This is a genomic window from Streptomyces griseobrunneus (genome assembly GCF_046713465.1).
In the GTDB taxonomy this organism is placed as follows: domain Bacteria; phylum Actinomycetota; class Actinomycetes; order Streptomycetales; family Streptomycetaceae; genus Streptomyces; species Streptomyces microflavus.
Genome location: NZ_CP177080.1, coordinates 3,490,468 through 3,514,205, shown reverse-complemented (window position 1 = coordinate 3,514,205; position 23,738 = coordinate 3,490,468). Strand labels below are relative to the sequence as shown.

Below are 23,738 nucleotides of genomic sequence, written 5' to 3'. Positions count from 1 at the left end.
CGCGGTTAGGTTGGTTCTATGACCGCCCCTGACGCCGAGCCCGCGCCCGCCGGGCCTGAGCCGTCCGAGCCTGCCGGGCCCGCGCCTGCCGCCCGTGAGCTGTCCGCGCGGGAGCGGGCCGTGCTCGCGCTGGAGCGGAGGTCCTGGGCGGGGCCCGGGGCGAAGGAGCGGGCGATCCGGGAGGAGCTCGGGATCTCCCCGGTCCGCTACTTCCAGCTCCTCAACGCGCTGATCGAGGACGAGCGGGCGCTGCGGGAGGATCCGGTCACGGTGAACCGTCTGCGCCGGCTGCGCGAGGCCAGGCGCGACCGCCGCTGACCGCCCACGTCGGGGGCCCTGCCACCGAACCCCCGGGTGGGCTCGCGCCCCGGGTTCGGCCGTACCCCGCTAGGCTCACCCCATGGGCAGCCACTCCGCACAGCCGCCGATCCCGACCCCGACCACCCCGGCCGGCCGCGAGGGCCTGGAGGCCATTCTCGCCCGGCCCGACCGCGCGGTCATCGCCCTCGACTTCGACGGCACGCTCGCCGACATCGTCCCCGACCCCGAGCGGGCCCGCGCCCACCCCGGCGCCGTGGAGGCGCTCGCCGCGCTCGCCCCGAAGGTCGCCTCCGTCGCCGTGATCACCGGCCGCCCCGCAGGCGTCGCCGTGCGCTACGGCGGCTTCGCGGGCGTCCCCGGCCTCGACCGCCTCGTGGTCCTCGGCCACTACGGCGCCGAGCGCTGGGACGCCGCCACCGGCACCGTGAACGCCCCCGCCCCGCACCCCGGCGTCGCCGCCGCACGCGCCGAACTCCCCGGCGTACTGCACGAGTTCGACTCCTGGCACGGCACCTGGGTCGAGGAGAAGGGGCAGGCCGTCGCCGTCCACACCCGCCGCGCCGAGGACCCGCAGGCCGCCTTCGAGACCCTGCGCGGCCCTCTCGGCGAGCTGGCCGCGCTGCACGGGCTGATCCTCGAACCGGGCCGGCAGGTGCTGGAGTTGCGCCCGCCGGGCATGGACAAGGGCGTCGCCCTGGCCACGTACGTCGCCGAGGTCGACGCCGAGTCCGTGCTGTACGCGGGCGACGACCTCGGGGACCTCGCCGCCTTCGCCGCGGTGGAGAAGCTGCGCGGCGAGGGCGCGGACGGCATCCCGGGGCTGCTGGTGTGCAGCGGCAGCGCCGAGGTGCCCGAACTGGCCGAGCGCGCTGACCTGTTGGTGCCGGGCCCGGCCGCCGTGGTCGATTTCCTGGCGGCCCTGGCCGAGCAGCTCTGAGCTTCCTGGCGGCCCTGGCCGATCAGCTCCGAGCCGTACCGGAAGAGAAGCCCCTCACTCCTGCCGCAGCGCCTCCAGCTGGTCCAGGAACCACTGCTGCGGCGGCAGCGCCGTCGCCGCCTCGGCCAGCCGCTTCGTGCGGCCCGTCCGCTCCTCGGCGCTCATCGACAGGGCCTCGTGCAGCGCCTGGGCCGTGCCCACCACGTCGTACGGGTTCACCACGATCGCGTCCTCGCCCAGCTCCTCGTACGCCCCCGCCTCCCGCGACAGCACCAGCGCGCAGCCGTGGTCGGAGACGACGGGGACCTCCTTGGCGACCAGGTTCATGCCGTCCCGGATCGGGTTGACCAGGGCCACATCCGCCAGCCGGTACGCGGCGAGCGAGCGGGCGAAGTCGTCCTTGACGTGGAGGACGACCGGCGTCCAGCTCTCCGTGCCGTACGCCCCGTTGATCTCCGTGGCCAGGGTCTGCACCGCCGCCGTGTAGTCCCGGTAGACCGCGAGGTCCTGGCGCGAGGGATAGGCGAAGGCCACATGGACCACGCGCTCGCGCCACTCCGGGTGGCTCTCCAGCAGCGCCCGGTACGCGTGCAGGCCGCGCACGATGTTCTTGGACAGCTCGGTGCGGTCCACCCGGACGATGGTCTTCCGGCCCTCGCCCACCTGCTCCCGCAGCGCCTCCATGCGCTCGTCGACGTCCGCCTCGTGCGAGCGCCGCCGCAGGAAGTCCGCGTCCGCCCCGAGCCCGTGCACCCCGATCCTGGTCCTCCCCGTCCCGCCGAGGATCTCCGTACAGCAGCTGATGAACGCGTCGGCCCACCGCCGGGTCAGGAACGCGGCCCGGTCCGCGCCGAGAATGCCGCGCAGCAGCTGCTCACCGATGTCGTCGGGGAGCAGCCGGAAGTAGTCCACCGGTGCCCAGGGGGTGTGCGAGAAGTGGCCGATCCGCAGGTCCGGGCGCAGCTCGCGGAGCATCCCGGGGACCAGCGCCAGGTGGTAGTCCTGCACGAGGACCGCCGCACCGGGGCCCGCCTCATCGGCGAGCGCCCGGGCGAAGGCCCGGTTGTACGTCTCGTAGGAGGCCCACTGGCGCCGGAACTCCGCGTCGAAGACCGGCTCGACGGGCGTCTGGTACAGCAGGTGGTGGACGAACCACAGCACCGAGTTCGCGATGCCGTTGTACGCGTCGGCGTGCACCTCGGCGTCGATGTCGAGCATTCGTACGCCCGGTTCACCGACCCCGCGCCGCACCGCCTCGCGGTCGCCGTCGCCGAGGGCCGCGCAGACCCACAGCTTGTCGTCGACGGCGCTCAGCCCGGAGACCAGACCGCCCCCGCCGCGCTTGGCGTCGAGCGTCCCGTCCTCACCGAGCGTGTACGTGATCGGGCCGCGGTTGGACGCGACGAGAACCTGGGCAGTGGAGGAGGGTGCGTGCTCGGAGACCATGTAGCGGAACCTAGCCCGTAAGGGAAGCCGCCAAACGCCTCAGAGCCTCATGCGGCCCACCGCACCCGCGTAAGCCTCAGGGCCGCCGGAGCACCGCGCGCCTCACGCCGCCCACCGCTCCGCGTACTCCGCGATCTCCCGCATCGGCGGCCGCTCCTCCGTGTCCACCGCGTGGGTGCGCGGCACGAACCCCTCCTCGCCCCGCTCGAACTGCGTCAGCGCGGGCCGCACCAGATGGCCCCGGGAGAGCCGCAGCTGCGCCGTGCGGTAGATCGCCGCCGCCATCCGGCCCAGCGCCTGCCCGTCCTGGTGGCGGTGGCGCCGCACCCCGACGTCCACCTGGCCCAGCGCGTCCAGACCCACGGTGTGCAGGGCGTCCACCAGGAGCCCCAGCTCCACTCCGTAACCGACCGGGAACGGCAGCCGCTCCAGCAGCGAGCGCCGCACCGCGTACTCGCCGCCCAGCGGCTGCACGAAGCCGGCCAGCTGCGGCCAGTGCAGATTGAGCAGGGGGCGTGCCACCAGTTCGGTGACGCGACCGCCCTGACCGGCGCTGTCACCGAAGGGACGGTCGTACATCGCCTTGACGAACTGCACGGTCGGGTCGGTGAGGAGCGGGCCGACCGTCCCCGAGACGAAGTCCGCGGAGAAGTCCTTGAGGTCGGCGTCGATGAAGCAGACGATCTCGCCGCTGGTCACCAGGAGCGACCGCCAGAGCACCTCGCCCTTGCCGGGCAGGGCCGGGATCCGGGGGAGGATCGCGTCCCGGTGGACCACCCGGGCGCCCGCGGCCCGCGCGACGGCGGCGGTGGCGTCGGTGGAACCGGAGTCGATCACGACCAGCTCGTCGACCAGCCGGACCTTCTCCATCAGCTCCCGCCGGATCGTCGCCACGATCGCGCCGACCGTGGCCTCCTCGTTCAGCGCGGGCAGCACCACGCTCACCGAGGTGCGGTGCGGTTCGGCGTCCCGGGCGTCGGTGAGCCGGTCCAGCGGGCGGTCGGCGGACGACCAGGAACGCCTGGTCAGCCAGCGTTCCACCTCTTCGAGCACGGTCTGAACTCCCTGCGTGTGAGCTGTGTGTGATCCATCTCGCCGGTCGGACGACTATCTCAACCGTCCGGTCCTTCGGTTACAGTCTTGAACAACGCGGATGACCGTCGCATGTCGGGGTCCGTCGGTACACAAACGCCTGGATCGAAGATTCAGTGCCACAGAGCTCATCCAGAGGGACTGAGGGAACGGCCCGTTGAAGTCCCGGCAACCCTCCTACCGACCGCGAGGTCACGGTGGGGAAGGTGCCAATTCCGTCTTGTGGCGAAATGCGTCGCAAGGAAGATGAGGAGAAAGGGCCTCCGCCATCATGGCTGTTCAGACCATTGCAGAGAACACGACTTCTTCTGTCGACCTCGGTCCCGCCGCGGCGCTTTCCTGCCGCGAGTGCGGCGAGCGTTTCGAGCTCGGCCCCCTTTTCGCCTGTGCGTCCTGTTTCGGGCCACTGGAAGTGGCGTACGACCTGCCCGCCGGCGACCCGGAAGAGCTGCGCAAGCGCATCGAGGCCGGCCCGAACAACATCTGGCGCTACGCCCCGCTGCTTCCGGTCCCCGCCGATGTCGCCGAGAAGCCCAATATCAACCCCGGCTTCACCAAGCTGGTCAAGGCCGACAACCTCGCCCGTGAGCTGGGCGTCACCGGCGGTCTGTACGTCAAGGACGACTCCGGCAACCCGACGCACTCCTTCAAGGACCGTGTCGTCGCGATCGCCGTCGAGGCCGCCCGCGCCTTCGGTTTCACCACCCTCTCCTGCTCCTCCACGGGCAACCTGGCCGGTGCCGTCGGCGCCGCCGCCGCCCGCGCCGGACTGCGCTCCTGCGTCTTCATCCCGCACGACCTGGAGCAGGGCAAGGTCGTCATGGCCGCGGTGTACGGCGGTGAGCTGGTCGGCATCGAGGGCAACTACGACGACGTCAACCGCTTCTGCTCCGAGCTCATCGGCGACCCGCTCGGCGAGGGCTGGGGCTTCGTCAACGTCAACCTGCGCCCGTACTACGGCGAGGGCTCCAAGACCCTGGCGTACGAGATCTGCGAGCAGCTCGGCTGGCGGCTGCCCGACCAGATCGTCATCCCGATCGCGTCCGGCTCCCAGCTGACGAAGATCGACAAGGGATTCCAGGAGCTCATCAAGCTGGGCCTCGTCGAGGACCGGCCGTACAAGATCTTCGGCGCCCAGGCCGAGGGCTGCTCCCCGGTCTCCGCCGCCTTCAAGGCCGGCCACGACGTGGTCCGCCCCCAGAAGCCGAACACCATCGCCAAGTCCCTGGCCATCGGCAACCCGGCGGACGGCCCGTACGTCCTCGACATCGCCCGCCGCACCGGCGGCGCGGTGGACGACGTGAACGACGAGCAGGTCGTCGACGCGATCAAGCTGCTGGCGCGCACCGAGGGCATCTTCGGCGAGACCGCGGGCGGGGTGACGCTCGGCGTGACGAAGAAGCTGATCGAGGCCGGTGTGATCGACCCGACGCTCACCACCGTCGTCCTGAACACCGGTGACGGGCTCAAGACGCTCGACGCGGTCTCCGCGACCTCGCAGGCGACGGCCACCATCAAGCCGAGCCTGGACGCGTTCCGCGCCGCGGGCCTCGCCTCCGCCTGACCCACCGGGTCCGAGTCCGCTTCCGAAGCAAGAAGGGCACCCACCATGAGCGTCAAGGTCCGTATCCCCACCATCCTCCGCACGTACACGGGCGGCCAGGCCGAGGTCCCGGCGGAGGGCACGAAGCTCTCCGAGGTCATCGAGTCCCTGGAGAAGGACCACCCGGGCATCGCGGCCCGCGTCCTGGACGACCAGGGCAAGCTGCGCCGCTTCGTCAACGTGTACGTCAACGACGACGACGTGCGCTTCGAGGGCGGCCTGGAGACGGTCACGCCCGACGGCGCCGGTATCTCGATCATCCCGGCCGTGGCCGGCGGTTGCTGAACTTCTCCGGGGGCCGCCGCGCCCTCTCCTGAACGCAGTTGCCCCCTCCGCCACACAGAGCGGAGGGGGCAATTCTGCATGGTTGAGCACGGTAGAGTTGGGGAAGCCCCCTTCGCTGCGTGTGCCGCCCGCATATGAGAATGCGCCCGGCCCCGATAAGAAGCAGCCAAAGTACGTGAACCCCTTGTGGCATAAGTGGCCTTTGCCTGGCCCGACTTGCCCGTAAATCTCAGCAATCCCACATATTCGGGCGTTCGCCTGTGCCCAGAATTCTCGTCCGATTGACCTGTTGCAGAGGGCAGTTGGGCGGATACATTCGGCCGCGGTCGACGCGCTGCGGCGCCGCACACCCTCTCCTGTCGGAGGGTGAGTTCCGACCCGGGCCCGCGAAGTGCGGTCCCGTGCAAGGGCCAGTTATAGGGGAGTTAGGCATGGCTCAGGGCACCGTCAAGTGGTTCAACGCGGAGAAGGGGTACGGCTTCATCGCGGTCGACGGTGGTGCGGATGTTTTCGTCCACTACAGCGCGATCCAGATGGACGGGTACCGCACCCTCGAAGAGGGTCAGCGAGTTGAATTCGAGATCTCGCAGGGCCAGAAGGGGCCCCAGGCCGACATGGTCAAGCTCGCCGTCGGCTGAGCTCGGCGCGGCCGTCCGACGTCACTACTCACGCACGTAGGGCCCGACCCCCGGATCAGGGGGTCGGGCCCTACGTGCGCCCCGGCGCGTGGCCCGGCGCGGTGTGACCGCGCTGTCCCCATCCGGGCCCCATCCGGGCCGCATCCGAGGGGGACGCTTGCACTCGCAGGGGTCGAGTGCTAATCATTGGCGTTAGCACTCTCCAGGTGAGAGTGACAGAAACTTGGACCGGGCCGGTGAGGCCCGCAGGCGCGGTGGGGCAAGGAACCACCACGCAGGCAGGCCGTCCGTCGCGGGCGCCTCTCGGTCCGGAGAATCCACCCCTGTCCGGGAGGACCACTTCACATGGCCAAGATCATCGCGTTCGACGAGGAGGCACGGCGCGGTCTCGAGCGCGGGATGAACCAGCTCGCCGACGCCGTCAAGGTCACCCTCGGCCCCAAGGGCCGTAACGTCGTCCTCGAGAAGAAGTGGGGCGCGCCCACGATCACCAACGATGGTGTTTCCATCGCCAAGGAGATCGAGCTCGAGGACCCGTACGAGAAGATCGGTGCGGAGCTGGTCAAGGAGGTCGCCAAGAAGACGGACGACGTCGCCGGCGACGGTACGACCACCGCCACCGTTCTGGCTCAGGCTCTCGTTCGCGAGGGTCTGCGCAACGTCGCCGCAGGCGCCAACCCGATGGCCCTCAAGCGGGGCATCGAGAAGGCCGTCGAGGCCGTCTCCGCCGCTCTGCTGGAGCAGGCCAAGGACGTGGAGACCAAGGAGCAGATCGCTTCGACGGCCTCCATCTCCGCCGCCGACACCGAGATCGGCGCCAAGATCGCCGAGGCGATGGACAAGGTCGGCAAGGAAGGCGTCATCACCGTCGAGGAGTCCCAGACCTTCGGTCTGGAGCTCGAGCTCACCGAGGGTATGCGCTTCGACAAGGGCTACATCTCGGCCTACTTCGCCACCGACATGGAGCGTATGGAGGCGTCGCTCGACGACCCGTACCTCCTGATCGTCAACTCGAAGATCGCCAGCGTCAAGGACCTGATCCCGCTGCTGGAGAAGGTCATGCAGTCGGGCAAGCCCCTGCTGATCATCGCCGAGGACGTCGAGGGCGAGGCGCTCTCCACCCTGGTCGTCAACAAGATCAAGGGCACGTTCAAGTCCGTCGCCGTCAAGGCTCCGGGCTTCGGCGACCGCCGCAAGGCCATGCTCGCGGACATCGCCATCCTCACCGGTGGCACCGTGATCTCCGAGGAGGTCGGTCTCAAGCTGGAGAACGCCGGCCTGGACCTGCTCGGCCGGGCCCGCAAGGTCGTCATCACCAAGGACGAGACCACGATCGTCGACGGCGCGGGTGACAGCGACCAGGTTCAGGGTCGCGTCAACCAGATCCGTGTCGAGATCGAGAACTCCGACTCGGACTACGACCGCGAGAAGCTCCAGGAGCGCCTCGCGAAGCTGGCCGGCGGCGTGGCCGTCATCAAGGCCGGCGCCGCCACCGAGGTGGAGCTCAAGGAGCGCAAGCACCGCATCGAGGACGCGGTGCGCAACGCCAAGGCCGCCGTCGAGGAGGGCATCGTCGCCGGTGGTGGCGTGGCTCTGCTCCAGGCCTCGGCAGTCTTCGACAAGCTCGACCTCACGGGTGACGAGGCGACCGGCGCCAACGCCGTGAAGCTTGCGCTGGAGGCCCCGCTCAAGCAGATCGCCGTCAACGGTGGTCTCGAGGGTGGCGTCGTCGTGGAGAAGGTCCGCAACCTGCCGATCGGTCACGGTCTCAACGCCGCGACCGGCGAGTACGTCGACATGATCGCCGAGGGCATCATCGACCCGGCGAAGGTCACGCGCTCCGCTCTGCAGAACGCCGCGTCCATCGCCGCGCTCTTCCTCACCACCGAGGCCGTCATCGCCGACAAGCCCGAGAAGGCCGGCGCGGCCGCTCAGGGCGGCATGCCGGGCGGTGACATGGACTTCTGATCCGCCGCGGGGACCCCGGTCTCCGGCTGATCGAAGTTCTGCGTACGTCCCACAGGGGCGGTACCTCCTTCACGGGGGGTGCCGCCCCTGTGGCGTGCGTGCGACACCTCTGTGACGTGCGTGGCATCCCAGGGCCCGGCGCCCCCGGGACAATGCGGGCACGGTTGTCACGCGCGCGGGGGACGCGGGCGGCATGCGAACGGGGGCGGACGGCCATGACGGCTGCGCGGATGGACTGCCGTGACACGCGCGCCGAGAAGGGGCAGACCGTCTGGCACTGCTTCGGCGAGAGCCCCGCCCAGCAGCGCGCCAACGAGAAGGAGCGCGAGCTGATCGCGCGGGAAGCGCTCCGCGCCCATGTGGACGGTGTGCCCGCGCCGGCGGAGATCGGGCGTACGCGGATCCTCTTCGCGGACCACGACGGCAGGAACGACGCCGGGACGATCACCGCGACCCAGGTCTTCGACGGCGGACGGTGGTTCGCGCACTCGTCGACGGTGGTCGGCTTGGCCGAATGTTTACTTGCAGCACTCTTCCGCTCTTCCCTCTGCGGGCTCTTCGGCAGGGCGAACTCTCGCGCGTATGCCGATGCCGATGCCGGTGGCGCTGTGGCCATTCGTGGACAGCGGCGGCGGCCCGGGGAGTGCGGCCGACCGGTTCTCCCGTTCCGCAGAAGGACGTTCGATCTACGGGCAGCTCACCGCCGGGTCCGGCCGCCACGTACAGCCATTGGTCCATTCCACTGCCCTGCCTGGCCTCGCCGGTGTGCGACTGCACATGCCGACAGGGTCGGCGGACCGCCGTACGGCCGGGCGGCCCGGTGCCCGTCCTCCCCGCTCGCGCTATCCAGCCAACTTTGCGCGGTAAGTCGGAATCATGCGTACCGGTTCAGCAGCGGGACATGATGCCCCTGGTGTTCACCTGGTGAACACCAGTCGCAGGAATAACTCCTGTTATGCACGCACCAGTTGGTCATAACGGTCGTCAACCGCACAGAAGGGAAGGTGTCATGAAGCTGCAGAAGAAGGCCTACGTGAAGCCGTCGCTGTTCAAGCAGGGCGACTTCTCGAAGAAGACCGCCGGTTACTTCGTCGGCTCGTACAAGGAGTACTGGGTTCGGCGCATCGTCTACTAGGCCGTCCCGTTCCTCGCCAGCCGCTTGAGAACTTCCGAAAGGTGAAGATGCCCGGCCTCCTGCGTGACTACTTCGTCGTCCTGCCGGACAGCGTGGCGGGCCACGCGGTGGCCGGGCACCTTCCCGCACCGGCCGCGACCGTCACCCATCCCTCGGGCCGCCCCTGGGTCGTCGCCCGCCCGCTGTTCCGCAAGGTCAGCCACCTCCGCCGGGGCGACGACGCCCTCGTGCTCATCGGCCCGGACCGCGTCCCCGAGGACATGCTCTCCGGCCTCCTGGAGGGCGCCCGCGACCGGTCCGCCCTGGAGCGCCGCCTGACCCGGCTGCCCGGCCTGTACCACGTGGTCGCCCGCCTCTCCGGCGAGACCTGGATCCGTGGCACCGCCTCCGGCCTCCGCCGGATCCACCACGCCCGGCACGCGGAGGCCGGCACCATCGCCTCCGACCGCCCCGCCGTCCTCGCCCGCCTGACCGGCGCACCCCTGGACGACGGCGCGCTCGCCCTGCGCATGCTCGACTTCCTGCCGCACCCCCTGAGCCGGCGCGCCCTGTGGCGCGGCGTGCACGAGACCGGGGCCGGGTACGGACTGGCCCTGCCCGCCGCAGCACCGGGCACGGCCACCGCTCCCGGCCCTCGTGAGTACCGCTGGTGGGAGCCCCCGTCGGCGGAACTCTCCCTGGCGGAGGGCGCCCGAAGAGTCGGGGACGCCGTCGCCGCCTCCGTACGGGCCCATGTCGGCGGCCTGGACCGGATCAGCTGCGAGCTCTCCGGCGGCATGGACTCCACGTCCCTCACCTTCGCCGCCCGCGCGACCGGCCCGGAGACCCTGTCCCTGCTGACCGTGGCCGCCCGGGACCGCTACAGCGAGGACGAGACGTGGGCCCGCAGGGCGGTGGAGGCGGCGCACCGGAGCGCCCCGGGCGCCGACCCAGCCCTGGACCACCACGTCATCCCCGCCGACCGAGCCCCCTACTTCTACGCCGACCTGGCCTCCACCGCCGCCGAGCTCAACGACGAACCGCTCCCCGTCGCCCCCGGCCGGGCCCGCGCGCACCTCCTCCTGAGCGCCGCCCACGCCACCGGCTCCCGCTACCACCTCACCGGATACGGCGGCGACGAACTCTTCCTCGGCCTGCCCCACGCCTACCAGGACCTCTTCCACGGCAACCCCTTCACCGCCTGGAACCACCTCAGCGGCCTGCGCCACCAGCTCGGCTGGCCGCTCCTGCCGACGGTGAAGGCCCTGCTGGACCGCTCCACCTTCCCCCGCTGGATCGCCGGGGCGGTCACCGCCGAACTCCAGCCCCTCAGCCGCACCCCGCTGCTCTCCTGGGGCGTACGGCAGTCCCTGCGCCCGTGGTTCACCGGCCACGCGAACGCCCTGATCACCGAGGAGTTCCGGGCCGCAGCCGAGCACGCCGAGCCGATCCACCCGTGGCGGGGCCGGCATGTGGACATCGACGCCGTACGCATGGGGGCCCGGCACTTCCAGGCGATGGAGGACATCGGCATGACGGTCGGGCTTCCGGTCGCCGCACCCTTCTACGACGACCGGGTCCTGGAGGCGACCCTCGCCGTACGCCTGGAGGAGCGGATCAGCCCCTGGCGCTACAAGCCGCTGCTGGCCGAGGCGATGCGCGGGGTGGTGCCGGACGCGCTGCTGGCCCGGACGACGAAGGACCACATGTCCTCCGACGAACACCAGGGCCTGCGCGAACACGCTCCGGAACTGGCGGAGTTGTGGACCGGCTCCCGGCTCGCCGAACACGGCCTGGTCGACGCCCGCCACCTGCTCCGGCTCGCCGCCGAACCCTTCTCGCCGGTCCTGGTCGAGCACTCCATCAGCTCCACCGTGGCCGGGGAGACCTGGCTCCGCACGGCCGAGAACGCCTGGTCCATCTCCCAGTTGACCCCCACGACCAGCGAGGCACGACTGTGAAGCTCAGAAAAGGCATCGCCGTCACGACGACCGAGTACGGAGGCGTGCTCCTCGACGAGAAGGACGGCAGCTACTGGCAGTTGAACGACACCAGCGTCATCGTGGTCGAGACCCTCGCGGCGGGCCGGGCCCCCGAGGCCGCCGTCGAGCGGATCGTCGCCGAGTTCGATGTCGAGCGCGCGGAGGCGGAGGCGGACGTCGCCCAGCTGACGCAGCAACTCGTCGAGGCGAAGATCCTGCGCCCATGACCACCGAGATGACGATGCCCCGCCGGGGCGCGGGCCCGGGCGGACTGCGGCTGCGCGCCGCGATCGCCGCGGCGTTCGTCCTGGCCCGCTTCAAGCCGGGCCGCCTGCGCCGGGTGCTGGCCCGCTGCAGCAGGGGCGCGCGCCCGGCCTCGTACGACGCGACGCTGGAGGTGTACGAGGCCGTCATCGCCACCAGCCGCCGCTGCGCGGGCCGTTACGGCTGCCTGCCCCGTTCGGTCGCCATCGCCCTGACGTGCCGGATGTCGGGGACCTGGCCGGACTGGTGCGCGGGGGTCCGGACGGCACCGCCGTTCTCGCCGCATGCTTGGGTACAGGCGGGGGGCCGTACGGTCGGCGAGCAGGCGGAAGCGGCCGATCTGCGTCCTTTGATGGTGGTGACGGTACGCGAGGGGGTTCCGGGTGAGCACGGTGGCAGGGACGGGGACGACGGGGGCGGGGCAGGACGGGTCGCCTGAAGGGCTGGAGGCGCTGGAGGCACTGGAGGCACTGGGGAGGCCGGGGGAGCCGGGCGTGGGCGGGTCGCCTGGGGGGCCGGAGAGCGCGGGTGCGGGCGGGCGGTCGCCTGAGGCAGACGTACCCCACGCGCCTCACGCAAAGGCCCCCGAGAAGTCCGGCCCCACTCCCCTCCGCCTCCTCCTCGCCCGGGTCCGCCCCCACCGGGGCGTACTCATCCGCGCGGGCCTGCTCTCGCTCGCCGGATCCGCGGCCGGGCTGGCGATGCCGCTGATGGCGAAGTACGCGGTCGACGCGTTCGCCGCGGACCGCTCGCCCGTGGCGCCCCTCGTCGCACTCACCGCGCTCGTACTCGCAGGCGCCTGCCTCTCCGCGTACGGCCGCTACCTCATGGCCCGTACGGGAGAAGGCGTCGTACTCCGCGCCCGCGACCAACTCGTTGGCCGCATCATGCGGTTGAAGGTCCCGGCGGTGGACCGGCTCACCCCCGGCGACCTCCAGGCCCGCGTGACCAGCGACACGACCCTCCTGCGAACCGTCCTCTCCAGCGGCCTGGTCGAGTCGTTCAACAGCGTGCTGATGCTGCTGGGAACGGTCGCGTTCATGGCGTACATGGACCTGACGCTGCTGGGCGTGACGCTGGTGGTGATCGTCGGTATCGGAGCCGTAACCGCTCTGCTCATGCCCCGGATCCAGCGCGCGCAGCTCCGTGCGCAGGAGTCCGTCGGTGCGATGGGCGCGGCCCTGGACCGGGTGCTGCAGGCGTTCCGTACGGTCAAGGCGAGCGGCGCCGAGGAGCGGGAGGCGGCGGCCGTGGCCGAGGCGGCACGGCATGCGCACGACCGGGGGGTGTCGGTGGCGAAGTGGTCCTCGGTCTCCGACGTGACGATGATGATGTCGATCCAACTGGCCTTCCTGGCCGTGCTGGGCGTAGGCGGAGCGAGGGTCGCGTCGGGCTCCCTGGAGGTCTCCTCACTGATCGCGTTCCTGCTCTACCTCTTCTACCTGATGGGCCCGATCGGCGGCCTGGTCGAGGGCTGGACGGGCCTGCAGAGCGGGCTCGCCGCCGTACGCAGGATCGACGAGGTGGAGTCGCTGCCGGGTGAACCTTCCGGCGGACCCGGGCGCGGGGGTGGGGGCGTGCCGGGGGACGGCACCCCGCTCGGGGTCGCCTTCCAGGACGTGACCTTCGGGTACGGGGACGAGCGCGCCCCGGCCCACAAGGGCGTCACGTTCGATGTGGCGACGGGCGGGCTGGTGGCGCTGGTGGGCCCGTCCGGGGCGGGGAAGTCGACGGTGTTCAGCCTGCTGGAACGGTTCTACGACCACGACGGCGGCACGATCACCGTCGACGGCCGGGACATCCGGGACTGGCCGCTGACGGAGCTGCGCGGCTCGATCGCGTACGTGGAACAGGACGCACCGGTCCTGGCCGGCACGCTGAGGGAGAACCTTCTCTTCGCCGCCCCCGACGCGCCGGAGGAGAGGCTGACGGAGGCGGTCGCCCGTACCCGCCTGGACACCCTGGTCGCCCGGCTGCCCGACGGCCTCGACACGGCGGTCGGCCACCGGGGCGTCACCCTCTCCGGCGGCGAACGCCAGCGCATCGCCATCGCCCGCGCCCTGCTGCGCCGCCCCCGCCTGCTCCTCCTCGACGAGGTGACCTCGCAACTGGACGCGGTCAACGAGCAGGCGCTGCGCGATGTCATCCTCGAACTGGCTGAGCAGACAACGGTGCTGGTCATCGCCCACCGCCTGTCCACGGTCCGCCACGCCGACCGCATCGTGGTCCTGGAGGAGGGCCGGGTCCGCACGGCGGGCACGCACGAGGAGCTGATCGCGTCGGACGACCTGTACCGCGAGCTTGCGACGACGCAGCTGGCGGCGGAGGTGCGGTGAGGGGACGGACGGCGTCGGGTCAGCGGGCGTAGTCCTTGAGCTCCTCGGTGTCCAGGGTGATGTTGACGGGGTGGGGGAGAGCCACCGTGTCGCCGTAGTCGTACGAGTGCTGCTGCCGGTAGCGCCCCTTGTCGGGCTCGCTGTGGACCACAAGTGTTCCGGACTCGCGGTCGATCAGGAGGTATACGGGGATGCCCGCCGCCGCGTACCCGTGAAGCTTCTCGTTACGGTCACGAAGGTCGGTACCACGGTCGTAGGAGGCCACTTCCACGGTCATCAGGACGCCGTCGGCGGGCGCCCATTCCCCTTGTCCGGCGAAGACTCCGCACTCGCCGCACTCCAGGGTGCGCAGGGCGGTCCGGGGCGCGGGCAGGACCCGCTCCGGCGGCAGTTTGTCGAGCAGGCGCCGTTCGACGAAGCTCGCGGCGCTGTGGACGACGGGCGGCAGGCCGGCGGTGAGCGCGTGCAGCAGCTCCGCCTCCGTCGCGCCCCGCGCGAACCACTCGCCGACCTGCGGTTCCAGGTTCACGCAGGCGGTGTGGGACAGGGACAGCGCCGGGTTCTTGCGCCCCAGGGCGGCGAGCAGGATGAACGCCCGCGAGCGGGTGGGCCGTTGGGGCCGGTCCGGTGGGGCGTCACCCCGGATGTAGGCGTTCCGCCACTCGTCCTCGCGTGCCGTGCGGGAGAAGAAGGTCCGGGTCACCCAGAGCATCACCTCGTCGGTGATCACGCACTCGCTGCCGGGCCGCAGATGCCCGGCGGCCTGGAGCCGGTTGAGGGTGGTGCTCAGCGCGCACTGGCCGTACGGGAGGTGCTTGGCCAGGGTCTTCACGGAGATGTCGGAGCCGTCGGGCAGCCGGTCGATGTACGCGGCGACGGCGGCGTCACGGGGGAGGAGATGGGCGAAGTCGCGCTCACCGCGCGGTCGTTCGTCAGGTGCGGAGCGCTTGCCGTACCCGGGCTTGGACATGGGGTGCGGGGTTGCGAGCGGGCTCGCGGGCGGGGCCTCGTGCGGGGAGCAGGGGGCAGCACTAAGGTGGCTCTCAGCCATGGGGATCGTTGTGTCCGATCTCCGTTGGTCAGACCCCTGTCGGTGTTCCACCACCGGCGGGGTTGCCTTTTCTCTTCTCTTGTCGTCCCGAACGCCAGAGCCTGGCGACCGTACGTGGCAAGTCGGTCACGAAAAGTCAACTTTGCGCACAACTCCGCAGACGGGGAGGGTGGGTGGGAAAGCTGACCCATCCACCCAATCACTGTTAAGAGCGCTCGGATCTCGTCCCTTGAGCTCCGGGAGGGTGAGTGGGCAGAGGCTGGTGGAACAGCAGTGCGGCAGGATCGCCGCATGACGAACACCAGCCCTATCGGCGCCGCCGCCCAGTTGTCGTTCCGCCAGGCGGGCGAGGCCGATCTGGACGAGCTCGTACGCCTCCGTGACGCTGCCGCGCGCTGGCAGATCGAGCGCGGCATCGATCAGTGGCAGCCCGGCGAGCTGGGTCCGGAGCACTTCCGGGGGAGGCTGCGCGAGGGTGAGGTGTGGCTCGCCACGCTCGATCCCGGCGGGCCGAGCGCCGGGGCGTGGGAGCTGTGGTGGGACGACGGGCCCGCGTGGGGCGCCCAGCCGCCGGTCGCGGGCTACGTCCACCGCCTGATGACCGACCGGCGGACCGCCCCGCCGGGTGCCGGGCGCGCACTGCTGGCGGAGGCCGAGCGCCGGATCGCCGCGTACGGCCGGGAGCTGTGCCGGCTCGACTGCCTGACGTCGAACACCCGGCTCCGCCGCTACTACGAGGACGCGGGATACACGGTGGTCGGCGAGCAGTCGGGGAAGGCCGGGGACGGCGGGCGGACTTACGGGGTCACGCTGCTGGAGAAGCGGTTGGGGGTGTGACGGGGGGTGACCGGTCCCGGGGGCGGCTGGACGGGGTCTCGGCCTCCTGAGTTCCGTGACGACGATCACTCCGATGCTTCGCCGGAGCTGTAGACCGGATGGCCGGCGGTGGGCGTATACCCGGTGAAGCGAAAGATCCGGGAGCCACTTTTGACCGTCGAGGAGTTCGAAGAGTTCTACGCCCAGGCGGTCGCGCGTCTCACAGGACAGTTGTACGTGATGACGGGGGACCTCCAGGAGGCGCAGGACGTCGTGCAGGAAGCGTTCGTCAAGGCGTGGGTCCGGCGGGGGCGGCTGGAGCGGGACGGGCAGCCCGAGGCGTGGATCCGTACGGTCGCGTGGCGTCTGGCGGTGAGCCGGTGGCGCTTCCGGCGGCGGTCGGCGGACGCCTGGCACCGGGGGAGCGATGCGGCGGAGCATGTCGCGCCGCCGGATCCGGACCACGTGGTGCTGGTCGACGCGCTCCGGGAACTGCCCGCCCAGCAGCGGCGGACCCTGACCCTGCACTACCTGTGCGACCTCACGGTCGAGCAGATCGCCGGTGAGACCGCGCTTTCCGCGAGCACGATCAAGACGCATCTGGTTCGCGGACGGGCGGCGCTCGCCCACCGTCTGCAGGACCCCCGCATGGAGGAGGCTCCTGATGTCTGAACCACGTGACCGGTCGGCGTCGGAGGATCCGTTGCGGTCCCTGTTCCGGCAGGCCGGGGAGTTCGGGCAGGGCCGCTCCGTGGCGGACCCCGCCGTGAACATCACCGAACGCGGCATGCGGGCCCAGCGGCGCCGGATGGCCGCGCTCGCGGTCGGGGTGTGCCTGGTCGTCGGTGGTGGCGGTGCGGCCGCGGTCGGTTTGCTGCCGGTCACGCCGTCGCCCGCCCCTCCGGCCACGAGCCCTTCGCCCAGCTACCCGTCCCCCGCGCCACCGCCGCCCGCCGGGACGCCTACGGAGCCGCCCACGCCGGGCAATACGTCTCCGGGGGCGCCGGGTTCGTTCACCAGGACCAGCGCTCCGGGGGGCCCGCCCACGACGGAGGCGCCGACGGCTCCGGCATCGTCCACATCGACAGCAGGGGCGACATCGATGCCCTGATGGCAGGCCTTTACGTCTGACCCTTGCCCACCACCCCCGTGCCCCGGCGTCTTCACCGGGCGGTCCCCCATGCCCTGACGCGCCCGAAAGGTGCCTGAGTGTCCATCCTGCCCCCGGGACTGCGGCCTGCCCCGCCACGGCTTGAGAGCCCCGAGCCCCGGTCCGTACCGAGCGAGCGCCGGGCGGTCGTCCCGTCCGGATCGCGTGAGCGGTGGGCGGTCCGGTTCGGCCGGTCGCTCTCCTGGCTGAGCCCCGCCGACCGGCAGGTGCTCGGGCTCTATCTCCTGACCCGCATATCCCTCTGGATCACCGCCCACGGCGCCCGGTGGCTCTTTCCCCGGGGCTCCGACACGCGGGATGTGGGGCCGGTCCTCGCGCCGTTCCAGCAGTGGGACGCGAACCATTACCTCCACATAGCGCGCGACGGCTACTTCCCGGCCGACGCGGGCCCGTGGGTGAGCGGTTGGGACAACCGGGAGGCCTTCTTCCCCGGCTTCCCGCTCCTCCTGAGGGCCGTGCACACCATCGTCCCGAGCTGGACGGGCGCGGGCCTGCTGATCTCGTTCGTCGCGGGCGCCGTAGCCGTACTCGCACTGGCCCGCATAGCCCGCACCTACGTCCCCGAGGACACCGACGGGCGGCGCACGGTCCTGTTCTTCCTGCTCTCCCCGTGCGTGGTCTTCCTGACGGCCGGCTACACGGAGGCGCTGTTCCTGGCGTTCGCGCTCCCCGCGTGGCTGGCGGCCCAGCGCCACCACTGGGCCTTGGCGTGCACGCTGACCGCCCTGGCGACGACGGTACGGGTCAGCGGTCTGTTCCTGGCGGCCGCCATCGCGGTGCTGTTCGCGCTCTCGGCCCGGAGCGGGAGGGGCCGGGGCGGGAGGGCCGGGAGCCAACGGGCTTGGCGCTCGGTGGGCTGGCTGGCGCTGCCCGCGCTGCCGCCCGCCGCGTACAGCTGGTACCTGCACGACCGCACGGGCGACTGGATGGCCTGGAAGCACGCGCAGGAACGCGGCTGGTACCGGGAGTTCCACGCCCCGTGGGAGGCGTGGGCCAACACGTGGAACGCGGCGTTCGACGGTGTACACACGACCGGCTATGCCGCCATGTTCCAGGCGGAGTTGGCGGCGATGGTGGTGGGTGTGGCGCTGGTCGTGCTGCTGGTACGCCACCGGCGCCGGCCCGAAGCGGTGTACGTCGCACTGAGCCTGTGGGCGCTGGGAACCTCGTACTGGTACACGTCCATCCCCCGCGCCACGCTGCTGTGGTGGCCGCTGTGGATCGGCCTGGCGGCGCTGAGCCTGCGCCACCCGTGGTTCAGGACGGCGTACCTCTGCGTGGCGGTACCGGTGACCGCGCTGGTGGCCCTCGCCTTCCTCACCGGGCGGTGGGCGGGCTGAGGGCAGCCAACTGCTCAACGACGGTGTTCGTCGTTTACGCAAGAACTCAACTTCACCACGCACAGATGCGTCATCAATCCGAAACCTTCTCGCAAAGGTCTTGTGGTGGCTTCGCGGCCCGCCCTACTGTCGCCTCACCTTCCGAGAGAAACGGGCCTGCGATGCCACGGAACATCACGATCGCCGCGCTGACGGCCGCCGCCCTGGGGCTGGGCGTCCTCACCGGCGCCCCCACGGCCTCCGGCGCCGAGGGTCAACGGACCCCGCCCGCAACGCCGGTGACGCGCGCGGCGCTCGATCCCGCACTGGTCGAGGGGCGGGGCGCCGACGTCCCCTTCGTCGAGCAGGAGGCGGAGAGCGCGGCGACGAACGGCACGGTCATCGGGCCGGACCGCACCCCGTACACGCTGCCCGCCGAGGCGTCCGGGCGGAAGGCGGTGAAGCTGAGACCCGGCGAGCACGTCGAGTTCACGCTGCCGCGCTCCGCCAACGCGATCACCGTGCGCTACAGCATCCCGGACGCGCCGGGCGGCGGCGGGATCACCGCCCCGCTGGACGTCGCCGTGAACGGCGCGAAGCGCTCCACGATGACGCTGACCTCGCAGTACTCCTGGCTCTACAACCAGTACCCGTTCACCAACGACCCCGACGCCGGTCTGCTGCAGCCCGGTTGGTGGATCACCGAGTGCGCCTGCGTGCCCGCCGAGACGACCCCGGCGCCGGTCATCGCCAAGCCGTTCCGGCCGAACCACTTCTACGACGAGGAGCGGCTCCTGCTCGGCAGGACGTACCGCGCGGGCGACACGGTCCGGCTCACCGCACCGGCCGGCAGCCGGGCCGCGTGGACCGTCATCGACGTACTCGACTCCGAACTCGTACCCCTGCCGAAGGTCGACCTCCTGGCGGCCAACGTCCTGGCGTTCGGGGCCGATCCGACCGGCCGCCGCGACTCCGCCGACGCGATCGACAAGGCCATCGCCTTCGCCGAACGCACCCGCCTGAAGGTCTACATCCCGCCGGGCACCTTCCGCGTGGACCGGCACATCCTCGTCGACGACGTCACCATCAAGGGCGCGGGCCACTGGTACACGAAGATCAAGGGCCGCCAGGTCGGCCTACCCGCCCCCGCCCCCGACGGTTCGGTCCACACGGGTGTCGGCTTCTACGGGAAGGACGCGGCGGACGGCGGCAGCCGCAACGTCCACCTCTCCGGCTTCGCCATCGAGGGCGACGTACGCGAGCGCATCGACACCGACCAGGTCAACGGCATCGGCGGGGCGCTGAGCGACTCCACCATCACGGGCCTGCACATCCAGCACACCAAGGTCGGCATGTGGTTCGACGGCCCGATGAAGAACCTGCGGATCAGCGACACGATCATCGTCGACCAGATCGCCGACGCCATCAACTTCCACGGTGGCGTGCGGGATTCCTCGGTCACCGACACCTTCGTACGCAACACCGGGGACGACGGGCTCGCCATGTGGGCGGAGAGGAACGCCAACACCGGCAACACCTTCGCCCGCAACACCGTGCAGTCCCCGGTCCTCGCCAACGGCATCGCGATCTACGGCGGCACCGACAACACCGTCTCCGGCAACCTGATCGCCGACCCGGTCCGCGAGGGCAGCGCCCTGCATGTCGGAGCGCGGTTCGGCGCCGAGGCGTTCCGCGGCCGGCTCGACATCACCGACAACACGACCGTGCGCTCGGGGACGTACGAACTGAACTGGAACATCGGCCTCGGGGCCATCTGGTTCTTCGCGCTGGACCAGGACATCGACGCCGACATCCGGGTGACCCGCAACGACTTCCTCGACAACACCTACAACGCGATCATGCTCGTCACCGACTGGCCGGTGAAGGACAAGCACGTCATCAAGGGCGTGCACTTCAAGGACATCCGGGTCGACGGCACGGGGACGTCGGTGGTCAGTGCCCGGGCGAAGGGCTCGGCGACCTTCGAGAACGTCGACGCCCGGAACGTCGGGGCGGTGGGCGTCAACAACTGCGGGGCGTTCAACTTCCCCGCCACCGGTTCGGAGTTCAGCCTCACCGACCTGGGCGGCAACGACGGCGGAGGCACCACCGGAGACTGGCTCGCCCCGTGGCTGCTGCCCAACACCATCACCTGCGACGACCGCCCGCCGGTGGTCCCGCCCCCGGCCCCCGGGGCCTGGTGACCGGAAGCACGCCCTTGAGCGTGCCCCGTGGCGCTGAGCCCGTCGTCGGAGAATGAGGTGGCGTGTGGTGAACCGGGTGCTTACGATCCCGGGATGGCTGGAATGTCGATCACCGTATGCCTGCCCGGTTCGGCTGCGAAGAGGGTGGACGAGGCGGTCGCGGAAGCGATGGCGCCCTTCGAGATGGACGGCGCGGGCGGCATGGGGTGGGAGGTGTGGGACAGCTACCGGATCCGGGGTTCCGTGGCCCTGCCGGTGCTGGCGGGCCATGAGGGCGATCCGCGGTTGATCGCGGATCGCCCTCGCTGGGACGGTTCGTTGGACCCCGCGGTGCCCGGGGAGTGCGCGGGCGGGCCGCGGGGGCTCATCGACTTCCGCGACGCCCTCCGGGCGGAGGCCGCCGACCACGCGGGCCGGGTGTGGGACCGCTGGCAGGAGGTGGTCTCCCACCACCTGGTCCCGGACGACGAGTCGGTGTTCTTCCACCGTCACCTGGCCGCCGGGGGGACCAGGGACTCGTACGAGACATCACGGGAGGCCACTGACTACCGGGCGCAGTCGGCGGTCCGCGCCTGGGTGGACATTGCGCCGGCACTGGCCCGGCCCGATATCGCGGACCACTTCTCCTTCGGTTGGAATCCGGTCGGCATTGGGCAGCGCAGCCGCGAGGAGTACGTCGCAATCCACGAGTTCAGCATTCTGCCCCTGCGCAACGTGCTGACGCTCAGCGGATGGTGGTACGAAGTCGGCGACCCACCCCTGCACGGCGCATGCCACGGCCCCCTCGAATGCGCCCACGAGCCTGACTTCGGCAGGGAGCACGTGGGGGTTCAGTCCTATCTGAACGCGTTGCCCGCCGAGACTCTGCTCGTCAACGTGCACTGCCACGTTTGAAGCGGTAACAACGGAGCCCGAGATCCCCAGGTCAGTCGCTGTGCGTTCCGTGTGGCAGCCGTTGGTGAGGAACCGTCATAGTCCGGTCACGCGCGTCGGACGGAACGGTCATGGACTGCTGTGAGCCTTCTCTGTGTCCCCGCGACGGGTCGGGCCGGCGGGGAACCAGGGCGTGGTCGCAACCGAGCCCTGACCGCGAGATTCCCGACAGGCCTTGTCCTGACCGGAACACCGAAAGGCACAGCATGTTCGTGCAGAGAAGCGAAAGTCGGAAGGCGCGGCGGAACCGGAGCGTCCGGCTCACCAGGCGCGGTCTCGCCCTGGCGGGAATCGCCTCCGCCCCTGTCTCCGCCTCTGCCGCCGAGGCCGCGCCGCGTGACCGGCAGGTCTGCCGGTCGGCCACCCTCTTCGTCTCCCACACGTTGTGTGTGGACTTCCAGGGTGACCTGTACAACGCCGACGTCGTGAAGATGGAGGTGCGTGCCTCCACCAGCACGGGCATGGGCCACTGGGAGCTGTTCGGTCCACGCGGCACCATCGCGAACAGCACCGACGGCGAGTGGAGGAACCGCACGCACTATTGGTCCGGATGGCAGGACGGTGCGCACGGTGACCGCTGGTGCGCAGTCTTCTGGAAGGACATGGGCGGCGGCAGCGGCTACATCAAGGGCACCCAGCCGCTGTGCGTGACGTCCCGGGGCATCTGACCTGTCGCCTGCGGCCCCGGGGTAAGCCCCGGGGCCGCAGGCGCGAGCAAGTCCAGCCCCCTCAGTCCCTCTCCAGCCCGCCCCGCGCGATCACGCCCGCGTACCACCGTGCACTGTCCTTCACCGTCCGGCGCTGGGACGCGAAGTCCACGTGGACGATGCCGAAGCGCTTGCTGTAGCCGTACGCCCACTCGAAGTTGTCCAGCAGCGACCACAGGAAGTACCCGCGGACGTCCACGCCCTCCTCGATCGCCCGGTGTACGGCGCCGAGGTGCGCGTCCAGGTACGCCACCCTCTCCGGGTCGTGGACCTGGCCCTCCGGGTCCGCGTAGTCGTCGTACGCCGCCCCGTTCTCCGTCACCAGAAGGGGCAGGCCGGGGAGTTCGTCGCGCAGGCGGGTCAGGAGTTCGTACAGGCCGTTCGCGTCCACCGGCCAGTCCATCGCCGTGCGGGGGCCCTCCGCCGGGGTGAACGCCGTGTGCTGCTCGGCGCCCGCCCAGGGGGAGGGGGACTCGGACCGGCCCGCCGACACCACGCTGGGGGAGTAGTAGTTGATGCCCAGCGAGTCGATGGGGGTGGAGGTGACCTCCAGGTCGCCGTCCTTCACGAACGACCAGTCCGTCACCGCCGCCGTGTCCTCCACCAGGTCCTGCGGCAGCCGCCCGTGGAAGACCGGGTCCAGGAAGATCCGGTTCGCCACCGCGTCGATCCGGCGCACCGCGTCCCGGTCCGCGTCGGTGTCCGTCAGGGGGCGCAGGGCGTGGAGGTTCAGGGTGAGGGAGACCTCGGCCGTGGAGGGGAGGCGGTCGCGCAGGACCCGGGTCGCGGCTCCGTGCGCCAGGTTGAAGTGGTGGGCGGCGCGCAGTGCGGCGAGGTCGCTGGTGCGGCCGGGGGCGTGGACCCCGTTCCCGTACCCGAGGAACGCCCCGCACCAGGGCTCGTTGAGCGTCGTCCACGTCGGCACCCGGTCGCCCAGCGCCCCGGCCACCAGGCCCGCGTACTCCGCGAACCGGTGTGCCGTGTCCCGCTCCGGCCAGCCGCCCGCGTCCTCCAGCTCCTGCGGCAGGTCCCAGTGGTACAGCGTCGCGACCGGTCTGATGCCGGCGCCCAGCAGCTCGTCCACCAGACGGCGGTAGAAGTCCAGGCCGCGTTCCACCGCCGGGCCCCGGCCCGTCGGCTGGACCCGGGGCCAGGAGACGGAGAACCGGTAGTCCGTGACGCCGAGTTCCCGCATCAGCTTCACGTCGTCCGGCATCCGGTGCAGGTGGTCGGCGGCGATGTCACCGGTGTCGCCGTTGCGGACCTTGCCGGGGGTGCGGCTGAAGGTGTCCCAGATGGAGGGCGTACGGCCGTCCTCGGTGGCCGCTCCCTCGATCTGGTAGGCGGCGGTGGCCGTGCCCCACCGGAATCCGGCGGGGAAGCGGAGTCCCGTCCCGGTCTCGGGGCGGGCGCCTGTGGAGGTCGCCGGGCGGGCATCGACAGCTGTCATGAGACGGACACTCCAGGGGTGAGGGGAGGAGGGGTGAGCAGAGGGGAGGGGAGGGCGCGTGGGCCGCCCCCTTCGCGCGGCCTGGGTGAGGGTGTGGATGG

Annotated in this window: 22 protein-coding genes and 1 riboswitch; of the genes, 18 read left to right on the top strand and 4 right to left on the bottom strand. The window is 71.0% G+C overall.

The genetic code is table 11. The annotated features are described in order from the left end of the window. The first annotated feature begins 18 nt into the window (after window positions 1-18). Complete coding sequence (locus ACK8N7_RS15900) at window positions 19-318, top strand: DUF3263 domain-containing protein (RefSeq protein ID WP_403216932.1); 300 nt, start codon at window positions 19-21, stop codon at window positions 316-318. 82 nt (window positions 319-400) lie between these two features. Then, complete coding sequence (otsB, locus tag ACK8N7_RS15895) at window positions 401-1,258, top strand: trehalose-phosphatase (RefSeq protein WP_403216930.1); 858 nt, start codon at window positions 401-403, stop codon at window positions 1,256-1,258. 54 nt (window positions 1,259-1,312) lie between these two features. On the opposite strand, the gene ACK8N7_RS15890 is transcribed toward otsB, so the two are convergent. Both ACK8N7_RS15890 and ACK8N7_RS15885 read right to left on the bottom strand, forming a co-directional pair. Continuing rightward, window positions 1,313-2,704, bottom strand: coding sequence for an alpha,alpha-trehalose-phosphate synthase (UDP-forming) (locus ACK8N7_RS15890; RefSeq protein WP_500442856.1), 1,392 nt, complete (start codon window positions 2,702-2,704; stop codon window positions 1,313-1,315). A 102-nt stretch (window positions 2,705-2,806) separates the two neighbouring features. Further along, window positions 2,807-3,757, bottom strand: a complete 951-nt coding sequence (locus tag ACK8N7_RS15885; RefSeq protein ID WP_015610340.1) for a glucosyl-3-phosphoglycerate synthase — start codon at window positions 3,755-3,757, stop codon at window positions 2,807-2,809. Window positions 3,758-3,921: 164 nt separating this feature from the next. Next, window positions 3,922-4,049: riboswitch (SAM riboswitch) on the top strand. An 18-nt stretch (window positions 4,050-4,067) separates the two neighbouring features. On the opposite strand from ACK8N7_RS15885, the gene thrC reads away from it, so the two are divergent. The 9 genes from thrC to ACK8N7_RS15840 all read left to right on the top strand — a co-directional run bounded on the left by thrC (window position 4,068) and on the right by ACK8N7_RS15840 (window position 13,986). Then, window positions 4,068-5,360 carry a threonine synthase gene (gene thrC, locus ACK8N7_RS15880; protein ID WP_403216924.1) on the top strand — a complete coding sequence of 431 codons (1,293 nt, stop codon included), beginning with the start codon at window positions 4,068-4,070 and terminating at the stop codon, window positions 5,358-5,360. A gap of 45 nt (window positions 5,361-5,405) precedes the next feature. Beyond that, window positions 5,406-5,684 carry a MoaD/ThiS family protein gene (locus tag ACK8N7_RS15875; RefSeq protein ID WP_032758824.1) on the top strand — a complete coding sequence of 93 codons (279 nt, stop codon included), beginning with the start codon at window positions 5,406-5,408 and terminating at the stop codon, window positions 5,682-5,684. A 431-nt stretch (window positions 5,685-6,115) separates the two neighbouring features. Next, a complete protein-coding gene (locus ACK8N7_RS15870) occupies window positions 6,116-6,322 on the top strand; it encodes a cold-shock protein (RefSeq protein ID WP_003967346.1) in 207 nt (68 codons plus the stop codon). Window positions 6,323-6,667: 345 nt separating this feature from the next. Continuing rightward, window positions 6,668-8,290, top strand: coding sequence for a chaperonin GroEL (groL, locus tag ACK8N7_RS15865; RefSeq protein WP_403216923.1), 1,623 nt, complete (start codon window positions 6,668-6,670; stop codon window positions 8,288-8,290). A 1,009-nt stretch (window positions 8,291-9,299) separates the two neighbouring features. Next, a complete protein-coding gene (locus ACK8N7_RS15860; RefSeq protein ID WP_015610345.1) occupies window positions 9,300-9,425 on the top strand; it encodes a keywimysin-related RiPP in 126 nt (41 codons plus the stop codon). A 47-nt stretch (window positions 9,426-9,472) separates the two neighbouring features. Continuing rightward, window positions 9,473-11,365, top strand: a complete 1,893-nt coding sequence (locus ACK8N7_RS15855; protein WP_500442853.1) for an asparagine synthase-related protein — start codon at window positions 9,473-9,475, stop codon at window positions 11,363-11,365. After that, window positions 11,362-11,613, top strand: coding sequence for a lasso peptide biosynthesis PqqD family chaperone (locus ACK8N7_RS15850; protein ID WP_403217072.1), 252 nt, complete (start codon window positions 11,362-11,364; stop codon window positions 11,611-11,613). The genes ACK8N7_RS15855 and ACK8N7_RS15850 overlap by 4 nt, the downstream gene beginning before the upstream one ends. Beyond that, a complete protein-coding gene (locus ACK8N7_RS15845; protein ID WP_500442850.1) occupies window positions 11,610-12,089 on the top strand; it encodes a lasso peptide biosynthesis B2 protein in 480 nt (159 codons plus the stop codon). The genes ACK8N7_RS15850 and ACK8N7_RS15845 overlap by 4 nt, the downstream gene beginning before the upstream one ends. Then, the gene (locus ACK8N7_RS15840) at window positions 12,034-13,986 is read left to right on the top strand and encodes an ABC transporter ATP-binding protein (RefSeq protein ID WP_500442848.1); all 1,953 of its coding nucleotides are present in this window, start codon (window positions 12,034-12,036) and stop codon (window positions 13,984-13,986) included. The genes ACK8N7_RS15845 and ACK8N7_RS15840 overlap by 56 nt, the downstream gene beginning before the upstream one ends. Before the next feature lie 19 nt (window positions 13,987-14,005). Here ACK8N7_RS15840 and ACK8N7_RS15835 read toward each other — a convergent pair whose 3' ends face one another. Then, window positions 14,006-14,956 (bottom strand): Uma2 family endonuclease, encoded by a 951-nt coding sequence (locus tag ACK8N7_RS15835; protein ID WP_500442846.1) that lies wholly within the window; start codon window positions 14,954-14,956, stop codon window positions 14,006-14,008. Window positions 14,957-15,328: 372 nt separating this feature from the next. On the opposite strand from ACK8N7_RS15835, the gene ACK8N7_RS15830 reads away from it, so the two are divergent. The 7 genes from ACK8N7_RS15830 (at window position 15,329) to ACK8N7_RS15800 (ending at window position 22,148) form a co-directional block, all read left to right on the top strand. Continuing rightward, window positions 15,329-15,874 (top strand): GNAT family N-acetyltransferase, encoded by a 546-nt coding sequence (locus ACK8N7_RS15830; RefSeq protein ID WP_403216914.1) that lies wholly within the window; start codon window positions 15,329-15,331, stop codon window positions 15,872-15,874. Window positions 15,875-16,024: 150 nt separating this feature from the next. Continuing rightward, window positions 16,025-16,525: a SigE family RNA polymerase sigma factor gene (locus tag ACK8N7_RS15825; protein WP_403216912.1), complete on the top strand. Its 501-nt coding sequence runs from the start codon at window positions 16,025-16,027 to the stop codon at window positions 16,523-16,525. Then, complete coding sequence (locus ACK8N7_RS15820; protein WP_500442844.1) at window positions 16,518-16,964, top strand: hypothetical protein; 447 nt, start codon at window positions 16,518-16,520, stop codon at window positions 16,962-16,964. Before ACK8N7_RS15825 ends, ACK8N7_RS15820 begins: the two co-directional genes overlap by 8 nt. Before the next feature lie 98 nt (window positions 16,965-17,062). Beyond that, on the top strand, window positions 17,063-18,364 hold the full coding sequence (locus tag ACK8N7_RS15815) for a mannosyltransferase family protein (protein ID WP_500442842.1): 1,302 nt from the start codon (window positions 17,063-17,065) through the stop codon (window positions 18,362-18,364). A gap of 161 nt (window positions 18,365-18,525) precedes the next feature. After that, complete coding sequence (locus ACK8N7_RS15810; RefSeq protein WP_403216906.1) at window positions 18,526-20,547, top strand: glycosyl hydrolase family 28-related protein; 2,022 nt, start codon at window positions 18,526-18,528, stop codon at window positions 20,545-20,547. 93 nt (window positions 20,548-20,640) lie between these two features. Continuing rightward, entirely contained in the window at window positions 20,641-21,441 is an 801-nt protein-coding gene (locus ACK8N7_RS15805; RefSeq protein WP_500442840.1) for a hypothetical protein, read from the top strand. 245 nt (window positions 21,442-21,686) lie between these two features. Beyond that, complete coding sequence (locus ACK8N7_RS15800; protein ID WP_403216902.1) at window positions 21,687-22,148, top strand: hypothetical protein; 462 nt, start codon at window positions 21,687-21,689, stop codon at window positions 22,146-22,148. A gap of 61 nt (window positions 22,149-22,209) precedes the next feature. Here the strand turns inward: ACK8N7_RS15800 and ACK8N7_RS15795 are convergent, their stop codons facing one another. Continuing rightward, the gene (locus ACK8N7_RS15795; protein ID WP_403216900.1) at window positions 22,210-23,637 is read right to left on the bottom strand and encodes a GH1 family beta-glucosidase; all 1,428 of its coding nucleotides are present in this window, start codon (window positions 23,635-23,637) and stop codon (window positions 22,210-22,212) included. Between the last annotated feature and the right edge of the window lie 101 nt (window positions 23,638-23,738).